This window comes from Lactococcus sp. FSL K6-0773, from assembly GCF_038006485.1.
In the GTDB taxonomy this organism is placed as follows: Bacteria; Bacillota; Bacilli; order Lactobacillales; family Streptococcaceae; genus Lactococcus; species Lactococcus lactis.
The window spans coordinates 357,758-373,290 of record NZ_JBBOVF010000001.1; the positions used below are offsets into that span (position 1 = coordinate 357,758).

A 15,533-nucleotide genomic window follows, 5' to 3' on the forward strand; every position below is an offset into this window, starting at 1 on the left:
AATATGTCATTATTAACAATAGATATTGGTGGAACAAGCATTAAATATGCAAGATTTGCTGACGGAAAATTAGGAGAAGAGGGTGCTTTCGGAACTCCTGATAATCTGGATCAATTTTATCAATCACTGACAGCAGTCGTTGAACAATTTAAGGAAAATTCTGATGTTTGTGGTGTCGCTATTAGTTCCCCAGGAGCAGTAAATAAAGCGACTGGTGTCATTGAAGGAGCAAGTGCTCTCCCTTATATTCATGATTTTGATATTCATGCTGAACTAGAAAAACGATTTGGTTTACCTGTTTCTATCGAAAATGATGCCAATTGTGCAGCGCTTGCCGAAGTGAAATTTGGTGCGGCAAAAGGTTTGTCAGATGTTTTGCTTCTTGTGTTTGGAACAGGTGTTGGCGGTTCTGTAGTTATGAATGGGAAAGTTCATCATGGGAAACATCTTTTTGGTGGTGAATTTGGCTTTATGCTCATGGATGATGAACATTCTTTTTCAACATTAGGAACAACGATTAGAATGGCTGAGCGCTATAATAAACGCACAGGTGAAACTCTTGATGCCATCGAAATTTTTGAAAAAGCCTTTAATGGTGATGAAATAGCTAATGAAGAAAAAGAAATTTTTCTATACAATGTCGCAAAAGGGATTTTTAATCTGACTTATTCTTTTGATCCAGAATTAGTGATTATTGGCGGAGGGGTTTCCCAAGCTGAATGGTTAATTCCAGAACTACAAAAACAACTTCAAAAAATCATGGAAATTATTGAAGTAGCGACTTTTATGCCAGAAATTGTAACTTGTGAATTCAGAAATTCTGCCAACTTAATTGGTGCAGCGGTAGATTTTTCACAAACTTACGCAAATAAGACTGACAAATAAGCTAGAAGTTTTCTGTCAGTAATATTTTTTACTGACAGAAAATTCCTTCACTAATACTATACGAAATAGAACATAAAAAGTAACAAATTATAGGAAAAAATTATGACAAATCATTATGGCTCAATCGAAGCAGGCGGAACAAAATTTGTACTTGCGATTGGTGATGAGCAGTTTAACATTTTAAAAACAAATCAAATTCCAACGACTAGTCCCGAAGAAACAATTACTAGAACCATTGAATTTTTTAAAGAAAATCCTGTTAAATCATTGGCAGTTGGTTCTTTTGGGCCTATTGACATCAAGCCTGAAAGTGCAACTTATGGCTATATAACAACCACGCCAAAAGCTGGTTGGGCAAATGTTGATTTATTAGGAAAACTCAAAGCCGCACTTGATATTCCGATGGTTTTCACTACCGATGTCAATAGCTCGGCTTACGGTGAGATGATTGTGACTGGCGGAAAATCATTGGTTTACTTCACAATTGGAACAGGAATTGGTGGAGGAGCCGTACAAGATGGGAAATTTATTGGAGGATTTTCTCATGCAGAAATGGGTCATCAATATGTGAAGCGTCATCCAGACGATCTTAATTTTGCAGGCGTTTGTCCATTTCATGGTGATTGTCTAGAAGGAGTGGCAGCCGGTCCTTCCCTTGAAGCCCGCTTAGGAATTCGTGGAGAAGATATTCCAGCTGACAGTAAAGTTTGGGATATTCAAGCTTTCTACATTGCACAAATCGCCGTTAATACAACCTTGGCACTTGCACCTGAGAAAATTGTTTTTGGTGGTGGCGTTATGACCCAGACACATATGATTGAGCGCGTGCGCAAAGAATTCACAAAATTAATGGCAGGTTATGTCCACGTTCCCTATTTACTGACAGATTATATTATGACTCCGTCAGTCGCAAATAATGGTTCGGCAACGATTGGAAATTTTGCTTTGGCAAAAGATTTAGATGAAAAAAATTACTGACAGCTTTGTCAGTAGTTTTTCATTTTCGTCAGTAAAAATAAATGTAATCACTATCATACGATTTTTCTAAAATTTATTTTATTTATTCACAAATATCTCTGCAAAAAACAATAAATTATGATAGAATAAATCTAATAAAATAATTGAACAAAAGTTCGAACTTTCCAACAGGAATTCGGACTTTTGCACCTTATTAGAGGAGGGTCCCTTGTCCGACACTACACTTGAAAAAATCATTGTACTCGACTATGGTTCACAATACAATCAACTTATTGCGCGTCGTATCCGAGAAATCGGTGTTTTCTCAGAACTCATGAGTCACAAAGTTACAGCCAAAGAAATTCGTGAGATTAATCCAATCGGTATTATTCTTTCAGGCGGTCCAAATTCAGTTTATGATGAGGGTTCATTCGATATTGATCCTGAAATCTTTGAACTTGGTTTGCCAGTTCTTGGTATTTGCTACGGAATGCAATTGTTGAGCTACAAGCTCGGCGGTATGGTAGAAGCAGCAGGCGAACGCGAATACGGTGTTGCCCCACTTCAACTTACTGGAAAATCAGCATTGTTTGCAGGAACTCCCGAAGTTCAAGATGTTTTGATGAGCCACGGTGACCGTGTAACAGCTATTCCTGAAGGTTTCCACGTTGTCGGAACTTCACCAAACAGTCCATTTGCTGCTGTTGAAAATACAGAACGCAACTTGTACGGTATCCAATTCCACCCAGAAGTTCGTCATTCAGTTCACGGGACAGAAATGCTCAGAAACTTTGCGCTTAACATTTGTGGAGCAAAAGGGAACTGGTCAATGGAAAACTTCATTGATATGCAAATCAAAAATATTCGTGAAAAAGTTGGCGATAAAAAAGTTCTTCTTGGACTTTCAGGTGGTGTTGATTCATCAGTTGTAGGTGTACTTTTACAACGTGCCATCGGTGACCAATTGACATCAATCTTTGTTGACCACGGTTTCCTTCGTAAAGGCGAAGCTGACCAAGTCATGGAGACATTGGGCGGAAAATTTGGTCTTAATATCATCAAAGTAGATGCTCAAAAACGCTTCATGGACAAACTTGTTGGCCTTTCAGACCCAGAAACAAAACGTAAAATTATCGGTAACGAATTTGTTTATGTTTTTGATGATGAAGCAAACAAATTAGAAGGTGTTGACTTCCTTGCCCAAGGAACACTCTACACCGACGTCATTGAATCAGGAACAGATACAGCTCAAACAATCAAATCACACCATAACGTTGGTGGACTTCCTGAAGATATGCAATTCCAATTGATTGAACCATTGAATACACTCTTTAAAGATGAAGTTCGTGCGCTTGGAACACAACTTGGAATGCCTGATGAAATCGTTTGGCGTCAACCTTTCCCTGGACCAGGACTTGCCATTCGTGTCCTTGGTGATTTAACAGAAGAAAAACTAGAAACTGTTCGTGAATCAGATGCAATTCTTCGTGAAGAAATTGCTGCTGCAGGTCTTGAACGTGATGTTTGGCAATATTTCACAGTAAATACAGATGTGAAATCAGTCGGTGTCATGGGAGACCAACGAACATATGACTATACACTAGCTATTCGTGCCATCACTTCAATTGATGGAATGACAGCTGACTTTGCCCAACTTCCTTGGGATCTTCTCCAAAAAATCTCAAAACGTATCGTTAATGAGGTGGACCACGTCAACCGTATCGTCTATGATATTACGAGCAAACCACCAGCAACTGTTGAGTGGCAATAGAATAAAAAATTTTAAAACTAGCACTCATTGTTCAATAGCATTATTTCCTAAAAGATTACGTAATATTAATCAATTTTATCGCTTTGAAAGCGCTATACTTGATTTGCTTGAAATTAATTAGGTGTAACTATGTTTTGCAATATTTAAGAGTAAAAAATCTTTAATTTGCAACCTAATATAATTGTAACTTTTTACTTTCAAGAAATATATTTAAATTTGGAGAAGGTTATGGTTGACAATGAAAAAATAAATTTTTTTAGGGAATTTTTTAGTTTCAAAACAAACAAAGCAGAAGGAGTAATTGGGTTTCATCGAGCTTTAGGAATTGGTTCATGGGATATGTTTAATGGAGGAACTGGTGGCCTTATTGGTTCCTGGCTCTTATATTTTATGACCTCTTTTGGTGGGGTTAATCCTGGATTAGCTGCACTTTTAATTTCAGCTCGACTCGTTATAGATATGTTCTGGGCTCCTGCCGTTGCTGTTATTTCAGATAATTTTTATCACTTTGCACTCGGCCGAAAATATGGGCGTAGACGCTTCTTTTTGATTTTTGCAATTCCAACTTCGATTGCTTTTGCAGCGATGTGGATTCCAATGGCAGGTGGCCTTTCTTGGCTTTATTATCTTGTGTCATTTATACTTTTTGACTTTTGTTTGGATTTAGTTCTCATTCCTTGGGAAGCTATCCCTGCAGAAATTACCTCTACATATACACAACGTAATAAAATGGGGTCAATCAGAATGTGGGCTTCAGGTTTAGCACAACCCTTAATCGCTTTTGTCCCAACTCTCTTTATGAAACTTTTACCTGCTGAACATGGAATGCAAACTTCCGCCTGGGCCTTATTTGCAACAGCTTGTGTTTGGGGTGTGATTGGGATTATATTTACACTCTTTGTTTACTTTTCTTCTTGGGACCCTATTCTGATTTCTAAAGAAAAGATAGAACTTATGTTGCGACACTTAGATGAAGAAAGAAAACGAGCTAAAACTCCTGCTAGGTTATTCTTGGAAAATATTGCTAATTTACTTTTAACCTTAAGGATTAAAACTTTTCGTAAACATCTAGTTCTTTATTTCTCTACTTTTGGGATTATTGATTCTTTTACAGCTATTTTTGTTATCTTTGCGACGATTTCGTTTTTGCCAACTCTAACATTTGATCCAGCGCAAGCAGCTCTTATTTTAGCGACACCCTTATTGATTATGACAATTGCATATACACCATTTGGAGCATGGCTTTTTAATCACCCCAAAATTGGACCACGCCTGCTTTACCTAATTGGTTTTGGCATTGGTATTTTAGCATGTATCACTTATGGTATTGTTTATTTCACAAGAGGAAGTTTATCAGAAGCTCAGATTACGGGACTCATCATTTTTACAACTTGTGTTTTCACTGTGGGTCGTAACATCATTGGGGGCCTTCCTTGGGTCGTCTTTCCTTTAATTCCTGATATTGATATGATCATTCATAAAGAACAGCGGGCAGGAGTTTTTGCTGGAGCTATGACTTTTGTACGTAAATTCACTAATATTGTCTTTAATGTTGTCATTGGAGCGGTTATGGGAGCTGCTGGATATAACCAACATGTTTCTAATGTGGCAGACAAAATGTCAAATTATGTACAAGTGCACCATGTGACGACCAGACAAGCTTTTCACCATTTGGTAACAAGTTCTACTTTAGAACATCAGATTCAAAGTGCGGGCTTTGGAATTGCTATGCTGATGACGTTTTTAGTTGGAGGCTTGATGCTGATTGCTTTATGGAATGCTTTTACTTTTAAACTTAATTCAAAAACACATGCTATTTTGGTTGAAGAAATTTCACGTCTACAAAAGGCTGATTCGATTGGGGGAGAAGTGGCAGTAAAAAATGCTAAAGAGTCAGCTGACCTCAAAACAAAACAAACAATTGAAGCTTTATCAGGCTTAAATTATGATAAATACGTCTGGACTGGAAAATAATATATAAAAAAACGAGGCCATAAATTTCCTCGTTTTTAATATATTATTCAGCAACGGCTAATTCAGGTTGATTTTCCATAAGTTTACCATTGTTTAATTTTAATAAATAAGGGATAAGCATGATGAGGCCTGCTACAAAGGCAATTCCTTCTGTTAGGGTCATTGACCAGATGAGGCCAGTTAATCCGTAAAAATGATGTAAGATAATGACGATTGGGATATAAAGAATCCCTTGGATAGTAGACATTACCCCAGTTTGTGCACCTAGACCAGAAGCTTCAAAAATTCCAGTAAATAATCCCGAAAAACCATTGAAGACAGATGAAACCAGTTGTGCGGCTAGTACGATTAAGCCCACTTTGATTACTGCACTATCATCAGTAAAGAGTTGCATGACAGGAACTCTAAAAAGATAGACAATTAAAGCAAAGAGAATAGAAATTCCGCCAATCCAAAGAGTTAACTCTTTAAGTGCTTCTTTTAATCGTTGAGTATTATTTGAAGCAAAACTATAGGCAAAGAGTGGAATGGCCCCCAAAAAGAGTCCCATGGTCAAAAATTCAGGCAGTTGAGTGATTCTAAGGGCAATCCCAAAGCTAGCAAGAACATTATCACCATATTGAACAGAAAAGTGATTTAACAAAAGTGTTGTGACAATCATAAATGCTGATTTGAAAACTTCTGCAATCCCAATTTTATAGATTTCAAATTGGTCTTTTAAACTGATTTTAAAATGTTTTAAAAATCCTTTAAGCGATTCACTTTTATTTTCTAAAAACCAGACATAATAAGCTGTAGAAGCTAGATTTGCAATCACCATTGAAAGTCCAGCCCCAATGACATGAAGATTTAAAACTAGGATAAAGAGGGCATCTAAGACAATACTAGTCGCAACCCCAACGAACATTCCATACATTGATTCTTTTGAGGCACCTTCTGCACGAACTAATTGTTCCAGTCCATAGTTTAAAATCATACTAAAACCACCACCTAATAAAACTGCAGCATATTCTTTAGTATAAGTAAGAGTTGCGGCGTCTGCTCCTAAAATATGAGCGATTGGACTTAAAAAGAAAAGAGAAACAAGCCCAATAAGTAAACCAATGATTAAACTCATATAAAAAGAATAACCAGCGATTTTCTTTCCTTTTTCTTTATCGCCAGAACCTAGCAGGCGAGTGATAAAGGTTCCACCTCCGACACCAAAAAGGTTTCCGATGGCCATAAAAACAATGGTTATTGTTAAACCTAGAGTGATTGTTGACATCATATTTGTGTCATGGACAAGGCCGATAAAGTAGGCATTGATTAAGTTGTAGATTGTTGTTGCGGAAATTCCAATCATCATGGGAATTGATAAGTGAGCAATTGCTTTTCTGATGGGCGCTTCCTTAAGATAATAAGAGTTGGATTTTTTACTCATTTTTATTGTTCTTCTTTCTGAATCGAAATGATAGATATTCTAATAGTTAGATATCTAACTATTAGAATATCATAATACTTATTTTTTGTTTTATCAACCCAAAACTATCGTTTAGAAAAATAATCTTTTTTGACGAAGAAGAGAGTCAGTAAAACTGACAAGAAAAGGGCTAGTAAACAAATGATTTCCCAAGATATTTTTGGGAGATTAGTCAAGGGCAGAGGAACATTCATACCATAAAAACTAAAAATGATGGTAGGAATAGTCAGAATAATTGAATAAGAGGTCAAAAATTTCATGACACTATTTGTATTATTATTAATGATTGAATCATAAGAATCAGTCATCTCATTCAAAATCCTATTTGAAATATTAGACATATCAAAAGCTTGGTCAACTTCAATCATTAAATCATCAAGAAGTTCCTTTTCATCATCATAAAGTTTTAAATATTTACCACTTTTAATTTTAGAAATGACTAAAGAATTTGATTTCAAGGACATAATGAAATAAATTAAACTTCGCTCAATTTTCATCAAATTAATCAAGTCTTCATTTTTCGGTGCCTTACCCAAAGTTTGTTCGATTAATATTCTTTTACGATTGAGAATTCTAATTTTATCGACATAAATTTTGGCAATAGCTAGCATGAAATGAAGGACAAAAGAAGTCTTATGTTTTGGATTTAACTGATGAAGCAGTTTTGAATTTTTCAAGATTGTTGCCATCTTTTTATCCGCTACATTTGTGATGATGACCTCTTTTGTTACAATAAAACTCATAGGTCCCGATGAATAATAAGCCACATCTGTTTGATCTTCAAATGGCATATCAAAAATAATGAGTAGACTTTTAGTTTCATCGTCAATCTCTATTCGAGCACTCTCGTCTTTATCTGTTGCATAAGATAAGAACTCTTCCGGAATGTGATATGTTTTTGAGAGATAACTTTTATCAAACAGTTTTTGGTCTGAGAAATTAATCCATTCTCTTGTTAAATTTTCAGACATTTGATTCTCCTTTTTTAAAAAATAGTTAGAGTTCTAACTAACAAGAATTATCATAAATCAAATAAATGGAAATGTCAAGAACTAACTGTTAGATATCTAATTGTTATAAATTGACAAATGAATAAAAGACCATTATACTAAGAAATAAGAAACAGCAAATCAAATAAGAGGAGTCCTCCAAATGGCTAATACAATCTATTCAAATTTATTTCGTTCTATTTCACAAAAATCAATGATGACCTCTAGTCAAATGATGAAAGATTTAGAAGTGAATCATCAACAAGCTAGAGTAATCGCATATATTGCAGAAAATCAAGATAAAGGTCTCATCCAAAAAGATTTAGCAGAAGTATTTAATAGACGAGGAGCAAGTATAACAAGTATGCTCCAAGGTTTGGAAAAAAAAGGATATATCGAAAGACGAATTCCTAAAGAGAATGAACGTCAAAAAAATATCTATATTTTGCCCAAAGGGCTAAAAATTATTAATCAGATTAATCAAATATTTGAAGCATCTGAAAAGAAATTGATTGAACCCTTGACCGAGAAAGAACAAGCTGAATTCTTGAGACTCTTAGAAAAAATCGATGACAATTTATAAGATAATAGGAAAAAGACTAATAATTACGTTAGTCTTTTTTTATTTCAGTCCAATGCGTTTCCCAAAATAATATTATAGACTTTCTTTAAAAAAGATGACAGATTTCTTGACAAGTAAAATATAAAAAAAGTATAATTCCCTTATCGTTTACAAACGTAAACGTCAATGATATATTAGCTTATTAAACTTAAATAATATTAAATTTTACTCGCAGCTTTATAATCTAAATAGAACTAGGAAGAAAAAATTATGACAGTATTAGACAAAGTAAATGACCCCACAGACATCAAGGCTCTTACACCGCTAGAACTAGAAGAGCTCGCTACAAATGTACGCGATGCAATTCTTAATCGTGTCAGTCAATATCCAGGGGGCCATCTCGGACCAAATCTTGGTGTGGTAGAAATGACTATTGCTTTACATAAAGTCTTTAACTCACCTGTTGATAAATTAATTTGGGACGTTAGTCATCAAAGCTATCCGAATAAAGTTTTAACGGGACGTAAAGAATTTTTTACTGACAAAGACAAATTTTCTGGAACAACAGGCTATACAGACCCTGAAGAAAATGAACATGACTTTATACGAGTCGGTCATACATCTACATCTATTGCAACAGCTATGGGATACGCCTTGGCTCGAGATGTGCAAGGAAAAAAAGAAAATATTGTAGCCATCATTGGTGATGGCGCGCTCTCAGGAGGACTTGCATTTGAGGGACTTGATGGCACAGGTACACTTAACGGGAATCTTATTATTATTGTAAATGATAATGAAATGGCCATCACCGAAAATCATGGAGGAATCTATCAACATCTTGCAGATCTGCGAGCAAGTAAAGGAACCTCAGCAAATAATCTTTTTAAATCATTTGGGCTTGATTACCGTTACCTTGAGGAGGGAAATGATATCCAAAGTTTGATTGTCCTTTTTGAATCAGTAAAAGATATCAATCGGCCAATTGTTCTTCATATCCACATAGAGAAAGGACATGGCTATAAACCAGCAGTTGAAAATAAAGAAGGAATGCACCAAGTCTTTGCACCCTTTGATATTGCTACAGGTCAACCAGTCAATAGCTCAACCAATATCGTTCGTAGCTATAATAATGTATTTCTTGACTTTATGGAAGAAAAGTTAGCCAAAGGTGACAATCTTATCGCCATTAATGCCGCAATTCCAATGTTCTTTGGCCTGTCACAATTTGCTAAGAATCATCCAAAAAATTATGTTGATGGAGGAATTGCTGAACAATATACAGTGACACTTGGTGGAGCAATCGCAGCAGCAGGAACTCGAGCTATTATTTTCCAAAATGCAACTTTCTTACAACGTGCTTATGACCAACTTAACCATGATTTGGCACTGAATAAAGAACCAGCAATTGTTATTATCAGTAATAGTCAAATTGGCGGAACAAACGATACTCATCAAGGAAGTTTTGTTTATAGTCAAACATCAAATATTCCCAATGTAATTGACCTTGCAGCAACAAGTGAAGAAGACCTTTTTGCAATGCTTAATTGGGCATATAATCAACATGAACATCCAGTATTTATACACTTGCCAGAGCATACTTTGGAAAATCGCCCAACAAAAATTACTGATTTTAGTAAACCTCAGTATGAAGTTGTTAAGTCTGGCGAAAAAGTTGCAATCTTAGGACTTGGTGCAATGCTTGAGAAAGCTGAAAATGTCGCAGAAGAACTTGAAAAATCAGGATTTAATCCAACGGTTGTAAATCCATTCTTTGCAAATCTTTTGGATGTAGCTGCTTTAGACAAATTATCTGAAACTCATGGACTCTTTGTTACGATTGAAGATGGCACTAAAGATGGGGGATTTGGTCAAAAAGTGGCGACCTATTTGGCAAGTAAAGGGATAAAAACACTTGTATATGGTGCAGATACTGAGTTTATTGATGCTGTTCCAAAAGAAGAACTTTACAATCGTTATCACATAAGACCAGAACTTATGGCAACTGATATTATTGAAGCAACCAAAGAATCTAAAGGACCTAATTTTTTTAAGAAAATATTTTCTAAATAATAATTTTTGAAGACAGAGCTTATTTGCTAGATAAAATATGAAATAAATAGCTAAAAAAGATACTAGCGATTAACTAGTATCTTTTTTTATCTAAAATATTAAACATTAAGCATTTTGATTGGTTGCAGCAATATCAATTTCTCTGATGTTGACCGTTTGAGGCATATCATAAATGAATTTCACGGTTTGCGCCACTCTTTCAGGAGCAAGTGTTGTACCACCCATTGATTCTTTCCAAAGATTATAATCATTTAGGGCACTTTCGTCAGTAACATGTGTCAATAATTCTGTTTCGGCAGCACCAGGTGCAACAAGTGAAATTCGAACATTTTTACCAGAAACTTCCTCTCTGATAGTTTCACTTAAACCATGGACACCAAATTTTGAAGCGACATAAGCGGCGTGATTGGTAAAAGTTTTTTTACCAGCAAGAGAAGACATGTTAATTACTGTTCCTCCTTGGCGTTCAACCATTTGTGGAAGAACAATTTGCATTCCATTAAGGACACCCAAAACATTAGTATCCATCATTTGTTTCCATTCTGCTGGATTTTGATTAAGAACATTTCCTAATAACATGACACCTGCATTATTGACTAGAAGATCAGTTTTGCCATATTTTTCTTCAGCTTTGGAAATTGCATTTTCAAAAGTTTTTTTATCTGTGACATCTACAGATTCCACAAGGACATTCGTAAAATCAAGGGGCAAGGCTTTGATTTTATCTGTACGACGACCTAAAAGCAACATTGGGAATCCATCAGCATTAAATAATTTTGCAATTTCAGCACCAAATCCTGAACTTGCTCCTGTTATAACAATAAGTGGTTTAGACATTTTATTTCTCCTTAAGAGTATTTTTTTGATATACTGATTATACAACATGGAGTTAACTCCATGTCAAGGAGAAAGAATGACAAAATATACAATTGGCGATATTTCACGTAAATTAAACGTTTCTAACGATGCTGTACGTTATTATGATAAGGAAGGTTTGCTCCCTTTTGCTAAAAGAAATAAAGCTGGTCGAAGAGAATTTACAGATGACGATCTCGGCTATATTGAAGTCATTGATTGTTTAAAAAAATCAGGCATACCCATAAAAGATATTGCTCAATTTATTGATTGGTGTATGGAGGGCGACTCAACACTTGATGAACGTTTAGATTTTATGAAAACACACGAAGAGCAATTAGAAGAAAAAATTAAAGTTTTAGAAATGAATTTGGCCTTTTTAAGATGGAAAATTTGGTACTATCAAACAGCAGCAGAAGCAGGTACTGAAAGTATCCACTTTATTCCAGGAACAACACAAGTTAAACCAGAGATAAGAGATATTTTCAAATAATATTAAAAAAAACAAAACGTATTTTTTACGTTTTGTTTTTTTATTTTTTCTTAGCTGGAAAATTTATGAGAAATAGCGACAGAAAGACGACAAAAATACCTAACTGTTGGAATCCTAAAAATGAAACGCCTAGGAATAAAGTGGAAATTAAAATAGCGGTGACAGGTTCAAGCATTCCAAGCATACCAACAATATGAGGTTCTGTATATTTTAGACTATTGATATAAAGAGAGTAAGCTAAGAGCGTTCCAACAACAACGATGAGGCTGACCAAAAGTAAATCAGTCTGATCAAAATTTTTAGGTAAATTTGTGACTGGATGTAAGAAATTAGAAATGACACCACCAATTAATAAGGCCCAAGCAACAAGGCTTAAAGGAGGATGTTCTTTGATAAGTGGACATGGAATAAGAGTGTAAGCACAAACACCAAGGGCGGATAAAAGCCCCCAAACAAGAGCAGAAGCTGAAAAACTAAGTTCTCCAATATTTCCATTAGTCACAAGCAGAAAAACACCAATTAAAGAAAGAAAAATGGCAATAATATCAAGACGACGTGGAATTGCTTTACTTTTGATAGCTAAAATAATAATAATGATGGAGGGACCTAGGGATTGTAAAATAGTCGCAATAGCTGCATTTCCGTAATAAACAGATAATAGAAAAGAAGATTGTGCAAAAAGTACTCCGAAGATCCCAAAAGCTACAATTCTTAGACTTGATTTTACAGAAGACCAGACACTAAAGATGTTGTGCTTAGTAATTGCTAACCAAGCAAGTAACAACAAGCCTGAAAAGAGCATGCGCGTGGTAACTAGCCAACCTGGCTCAATAGAACAGCGGTTAAAGAGGAGTCCAGCAATAATGCTACTAATCCCAAAAAAGGCGGCACCCAAAGAAGCGTAAATAATTCCTTTAAATTTAGTCATGATTAGACCAACACTTGATACTTTTTATTTTTGTCATTTTATCCTCGATTTCTAAGTACTTTATATACTTTGTATTATTAATAGTTTAACATAGATGATTTATGTTTATCAAAGATTTACCGAAAGTTTGAATAGTCTCGAGTCATTAATCCTTTTAAATGAAAAAAGTTCCTAATTGGCTTAGGAACGGAATTTTTATAATTTATCTAGAGCCTTTTTGGGGATTGCAGTTTTTTTAACTTCTTCCCAGTTTGTCACTCCTTTTTGCTTATTATAAGTTAATTTCAAATAGGCTTCATGGCGTAAGTTATGCGTGGCAGTAAAGTCTAGTGTTTTTTCTTGTCCTGCATTGTTGTAGGCTTTTTCTTTATAACCATAGCCATGCCAAACAGAACCGCTTTGTGTTTTTTCCTCAAGTTTTTTTCCGTCATTATGGATTTGGACATAATAATTTGTCCCTCCATAATTTATCTTGTACCAAGCGAAAGCGGAACCTCCAATAATAAAAACTAAGGCCACAAGTCCAATTAATATTTTTTTCATAAAATTCTATTCCTTTCCTGTTAAACAAATCTATTTTATCAGTATTTTTCAAAAATAAACTTACTATATTGTAAGATTAAAATTACTTAATTAATAAAATAGAACAAAAAAACACTAATGATTATCATTAGCATTTTTGATAAATTTAATCTTCAACTCCATAAATTTCAACTTTGTAACCAGTAATATTAAGACCACTAGCTTTTCGAGCGGCCTCCATTAGGGGACGAAAATCAAAATTATCTACATTCATAATCTCACCTGTCGTTTTATTGACAACATGATAATGAGGCTCTCCGTAGTAGTCATATCTTCTTTTACTACCGTCATTTATAGCAATCACTAACTCACTATCAACCAATTTATCAAGGGTATTATAGACCGTTGCTAAGCTAATATTTTCCAAATCTTCGTGAATTTGCTCTGCCGTTGGGTGAGTTTGATGTTTTATCAGGTATTCTAAGACAATGAGACGCTGTGGTGTAGCTTTTAAACCATGAGATTGTAATAGTTCTTTTAAGTCTTGTTCCAAAATCAGCACTCCTATCTTTATTATTTATTTTATTATATCATCAACAGAAAATCATTTCAATGACTTGACATTTGTTTAGAATCATTCTAAAATCTAGTTTAGAATGATTCTAAAAGGGTGAGATAATGAAAGAAAAAAATAACTTAATTCAAAGAAATAATATTGTCAGGGCAAGTATTATGGGAGCAAATGACGGGATTATTTCGATTGCAGGGATTGTCATTGGTGTCTCTGGCGCAACCTCTCATATTGGGACAATTTTGCTGGCAGGTTTTGCCGGAACTTTAGCAGGTACAGTCAGTATGGCAATGGGAGAATATGTTTCGGTCAGTTCGCAACGTGATGCTCAGGAAAAAATTATCCAAGAACAAAAAGTAGCACTTGCTACTAATTATCAAAATGAATTTGATTTTGTTTATCAAAAATATAGAGCAGATGGGATTTCTAATGAACTAGCTCATAAAGCAACGGATGAGATGATGAAAAAGGATGCTTTAGCAACAACGGTTCGTGAAAGACACGGTTTTACAATTGGACAAGAATTGAGTGCTAAAGGAGCGGCAATTGCCTCAATGCTCTCATTTCCAACTGGAGCGCTTTTGCCTATGCTAGCCATTTCTTTAATTCCTAAAAGTTGGAGTGCTTTGGCAACATTTATTTCCGTACTAATCGCTCTAGGATTTACAGGTTATGCCGCCGCTTATTTAAATGGTGCTGATAAAAAACATGCAACTTTTAGAAATATTATTGCTGGGATTCTAACGATGCTTGTTACTTATGTAGTGGGTTTGCTCTTTAAACAAGGAGGTTTGTGATGAAAAAACAAACAATGACAATAGATGAAAAATTAAATAGTGTCCGTGCGGGAGTCTTGGGTTCAAATGATGGAATTCTTACAGTTGTTGGTGTGCTCTTTTCGGTTTCCGCAGCTTCTGGAAGTAGCTTTGCTTTACTGATTGCTAGTTTGGCAAATTTAATTTCTGGTGCTTTTTCAATGGCTTCTGGTGAGTATGCAAGTGTCAGTTCTCAATCTGATAGTGAGAAAGTTGTGGTTCAAGAAGAAAAAATATTATTGAAAAAAGATTTTAAAAATCAAAAAGCAGCAGTGAAAGATTTTTATATTGAAAAAGGAATCAGTCCGGAAACTTCAGCAGAAATTGCTAATGAATTACTTGCTCGAAAACCTTTGGAAACTGTTCTGTCAGTAAAATATGATATTGCTTTAGGACATTATATGAATCCTTGGCAAGCAGCAGGTTCATCATTAATTTCATTTACGATTGGTGGACTTTTTCCTTTACTAACCATGATTTTAGTTAAGGGTGCTTGGCAATTTCCAGCAACAATTTTTGCAACAATGCTTGCAATGGCCTTAACTGGAATGATTAGTGCTAAGCTTTCTGATGGCTTGGTAATTAAAGCAATTCTTAGAAACATTATTATTGGTTTACTAACAATTTTTATTCATTATTTTATTGGTCGGATTTTAGGTTAATGAATTTAGGCTTAGTT

At 35.0% G+C, this 15,533-nt stretch carries 15 protein-coding genes; 9 read left to right on the plus strand and 6 right to left on the minus strand.

All coding sequences use genetic code 11. From position 1 onward, the window contains the following. Window positions 1-3 precede the first annotated feature (3 nt). The 4 genes from MHB61_RS01785 to MHB61_RS01800 all read left to right on the plus strand — a co-directional run bounded on the left by MHB61_RS01785 (window position 4) and on the right by MHB61_RS01800 (window position 5,587). Window positions 4-885, plus strand: coding sequence for an ROK family protein (locus MHB61_RS01785; RefSeq protein WP_003130101.1), 882 nt, complete (start codon window positions 4-6; stop codon window positions 883-885). A gap of 102 nt (window positions 886-987) precedes the next feature. Then, window positions 988-1,863 carry a fructokinase ScrK gene (gene scrK, locus MHB61_RS01790; protein WP_003130103.1) on the plus strand — a complete coding sequence of 292 codons (876 nt, stop codon included), beginning with the start codon at window positions 988-990 and terminating at the stop codon, window positions 1,861-1,863. 208 nt (window positions 1,864-2,071) lie between these two features. Further along, window positions 2,072-3,613, plus strand: a complete 1,542-nt coding sequence (gene guaA / locus MHB61_RS01795; RefSeq protein WP_003130105.1) for a glutamine-hydrolyzing GMP synthase — start codon at window positions 2,072-2,074, stop codon at window positions 3,611-3,613. Window positions 3,614-3,841: 228 nt separating this feature from the next. Then, entirely contained in the window at window positions 3,842-5,587 is a 1,746-nt protein-coding gene (locus MHB61_RS01800) for an MFS transporter (protein WP_003130106.1), read from the plus strand. Between the two features lie 43 nt (window positions 5,588-5,630). Here MHB61_RS01800 and MHB61_RS01805 read toward each other — a convergent pair whose 3' ends face one another. Beyond that, on the minus strand, window positions 5,631-7,010 hold the full coding sequence (locus tag MHB61_RS01805) for an MATE family efflux transporter (protein WP_063283691.1): 1,380 nt from the start codon (window positions 7,008-7,010) through the stop codon (window positions 5,631-5,633). A 104-nt stretch (window positions 7,011-7,114) separates the two neighbouring features. After that, window positions 7,115-8,020 carry a magnesium transporter CorA family protein gene (locus tag MHB61_RS01810; RefSeq protein ID WP_003130111.1) on the minus strand — a complete coding sequence of 302 codons (906 nt, stop codon included), beginning with the start codon at window positions 8,018-8,020 and terminating at the stop codon, window positions 7,115-7,117. Window positions 8,021-8,201: 181 nt separating this feature from the next. Here MHB61_RS01810 and MHB61_RS01815 point away from each other — a divergent pair, with 181 nt between their 5' ends. Beyond that, complete coding sequence (locus MHB61_RS01815) at window positions 8,202-8,621, plus strand: MarR family winged helix-turn-helix transcriptional regulator (RefSeq protein WP_003130113.1); 420 nt, start codon at window positions 8,202-8,204, stop codon at window positions 8,619-8,621. Window positions 8,622-8,870: 249 nt separating this feature from the next. Continuing rightward, on the plus strand, window positions 8,871-10,670 hold the full coding sequence (locus tag MHB61_RS01820) for a 1-deoxy-D-xylulose-5-phosphate synthase (RefSeq protein WP_137016722.1): 1,800 nt from the start codon (window positions 8,871-8,873) through the stop codon (window positions 10,668-10,670). Between the two features lie 105 nt (window positions 10,671-10,775). On the opposite strand, the gene MHB61_RS01825 is transcribed toward MHB61_RS01820, so the two are convergent. Beyond that, on the minus strand, window positions 10,776-11,507 hold the full coding sequence (locus MHB61_RS01825) for an SDR family oxidoreductase (protein ID WP_010905995.1): 732 nt from the start codon (window positions 11,505-11,507) through the stop codon (window positions 10,776-10,778). Between the two features lie 76 nt (window positions 11,508-11,583). Here MHB61_RS01825 and MHB61_RS01830 point away from each other — a divergent pair, with 76 nt between their 5' ends. Continuing rightward, window positions 11,584-12,018 carry a MerR family transcriptional regulator gene (locus MHB61_RS01830; RefSeq protein WP_010905994.1) on the plus strand — a complete coding sequence of 145 codons (435 nt, stop codon included), beginning with the start codon at window positions 11,584-11,586 and terminating at the stop codon, window positions 12,016-12,018. Between the two features lie 40 nt (window positions 12,019-12,058). Here MHB61_RS01830 and MHB61_RS01835 read toward each other — a convergent pair whose 3' ends face one another. The 3 genes from MHB61_RS01835 to MHB61_RS01845 form a co-directional block, all read right to left on the minus strand. Next, on the minus strand, window positions 12,059-12,946 hold the full coding sequence (locus tag MHB61_RS01835; RefSeq protein WP_003130412.1) for a DMT family transporter: 888 nt from the start codon (window positions 12,944-12,946) through the stop codon (window positions 12,059-12,061). Window positions 12,947-13,141: 195 nt separating this feature from the next. After that, window positions 13,142-13,489, minus strand: coding sequence for a YxeA family protein (locus tag MHB61_RS01840; RefSeq protein WP_003130414.1), 348 nt, complete (start codon window positions 13,487-13,489; stop codon window positions 13,142-13,144). Window positions 13,490-13,634: 145 nt separating this feature from the next. Next, complete coding sequence (locus tag MHB61_RS01845) at window positions 13,635-14,021, minus strand: Fur family transcriptional regulator (protein ID WP_010905993.1); 387 nt, start codon at window positions 14,019-14,021, stop codon at window positions 13,635-13,637. Between the two features lie 125 nt (window positions 14,022-14,146). Between MHB61_RS01845 and MHB61_RS01850 the strand changes: the two genes are divergently transcribed. Continuing rightward, entirely contained in the window at window positions 14,147-14,836 is a 690-nt protein-coding gene (locus MHB61_RS01850; RefSeq protein ID WP_003130417.1) for a VIT1/CCC1 transporter family protein, read from the plus strand. After that, entirely contained in the window at window positions 14,836-15,516 is a 681-nt protein-coding gene (locus MHB61_RS01855; protein ID WP_003130418.1) for a VIT1/CCC1 transporter family protein, read from the plus strand. The genes MHB61_RS01850 and MHB61_RS01855 overlap by 1 nt, the downstream gene beginning before the upstream one ends. Window positions 15,517-15,533 lie beyond the last annotated feature (17 nt).

Coding starts and splice junctions, on each gene's coding strand:
- MHB61_RS01855 (WP_003130418.1), top strand. CDS start 14,836: ATGAAAAAACAAACAATGACAATAGATGAAAAATTAAATAGTGTCCGT.
- MHB61_RS01805 (WP_063283691.1), bottom strand. CDS start 7,010: ATGAGTAAAAAATCCAACTCTTATTATCTTAAGGAAGCGCCCATCAGA.
- scrK (WP_003130103.1), top strand. CDS start 988: ATGACAAATCATTATGGCTCAATCGAAGCAGGCGGAACAAAATTTGTA.
- MHB61_RS01835 (WP_003130412.1), bottom strand. CDS start 12,946: ATGACTAAATTTAAAGGAATTATTTACGCTTCTTTGGGTGCCGCCTTT.
- MHB61_RS01825 (WP_010905995.1), bottom strand. CDS start 11,507: ATGTCTAAACCACTTATTGTTATAACAGGAGCAAGTTCAGGATTTGGT.
- MHB61_RS01820 (WP_137016722.1), top strand. CDS start 8,871: ATGACAGTATTAGACAAAGTAAATGACCCCACAGACATCAAGGCTCTT.
- MHB61_RS01840 (WP_003130414.1), bottom strand. CDS start 13,489: ATGAAAAAAATATTAATTGGACTTGTGGCCTTAGTTTTTATTATTGGA.
- MHB61_RS01850 (WP_003130417.1), top strand. CDS start 14,147: ATGAAAGAAAAAAATAACTTAATTCAAAGAAATAATATTGTCAGGGCA.
- MHB61_RS01815 (WP_003130113.1), top strand. CDS start 8,202: ATGGCTAATACAATCTATTCAAATTTATTTCGTTCTATTTCACAAAAA.
- MHB61_RS01810 (WP_003130111.1), bottom strand. CDS start 8,020: ATGTCTGAAAATTTAACAAGAGAATGGATTAATTTCTCAGACCAAAAA.
- MHB61_RS01830 (WP_010905994.1), top strand. CDS start 11,584: ATGACAAAATATACAATTGGCGATATTTCACGTAAATTAAACGTTTCT.
- MHB61_RS01785 (WP_003130101.1), top strand. CDS start 4: ATGTCATTATTAACAATAGATATTGGTGGAACAAGCATTAAATATGCA.
- MHB61_RS01800 (WP_003130106.1), top strand. CDS start 3,842: ATGGTTGACAATGAAAAAATAAATTTTTTTAGGGAATTTTTTAGTTTC.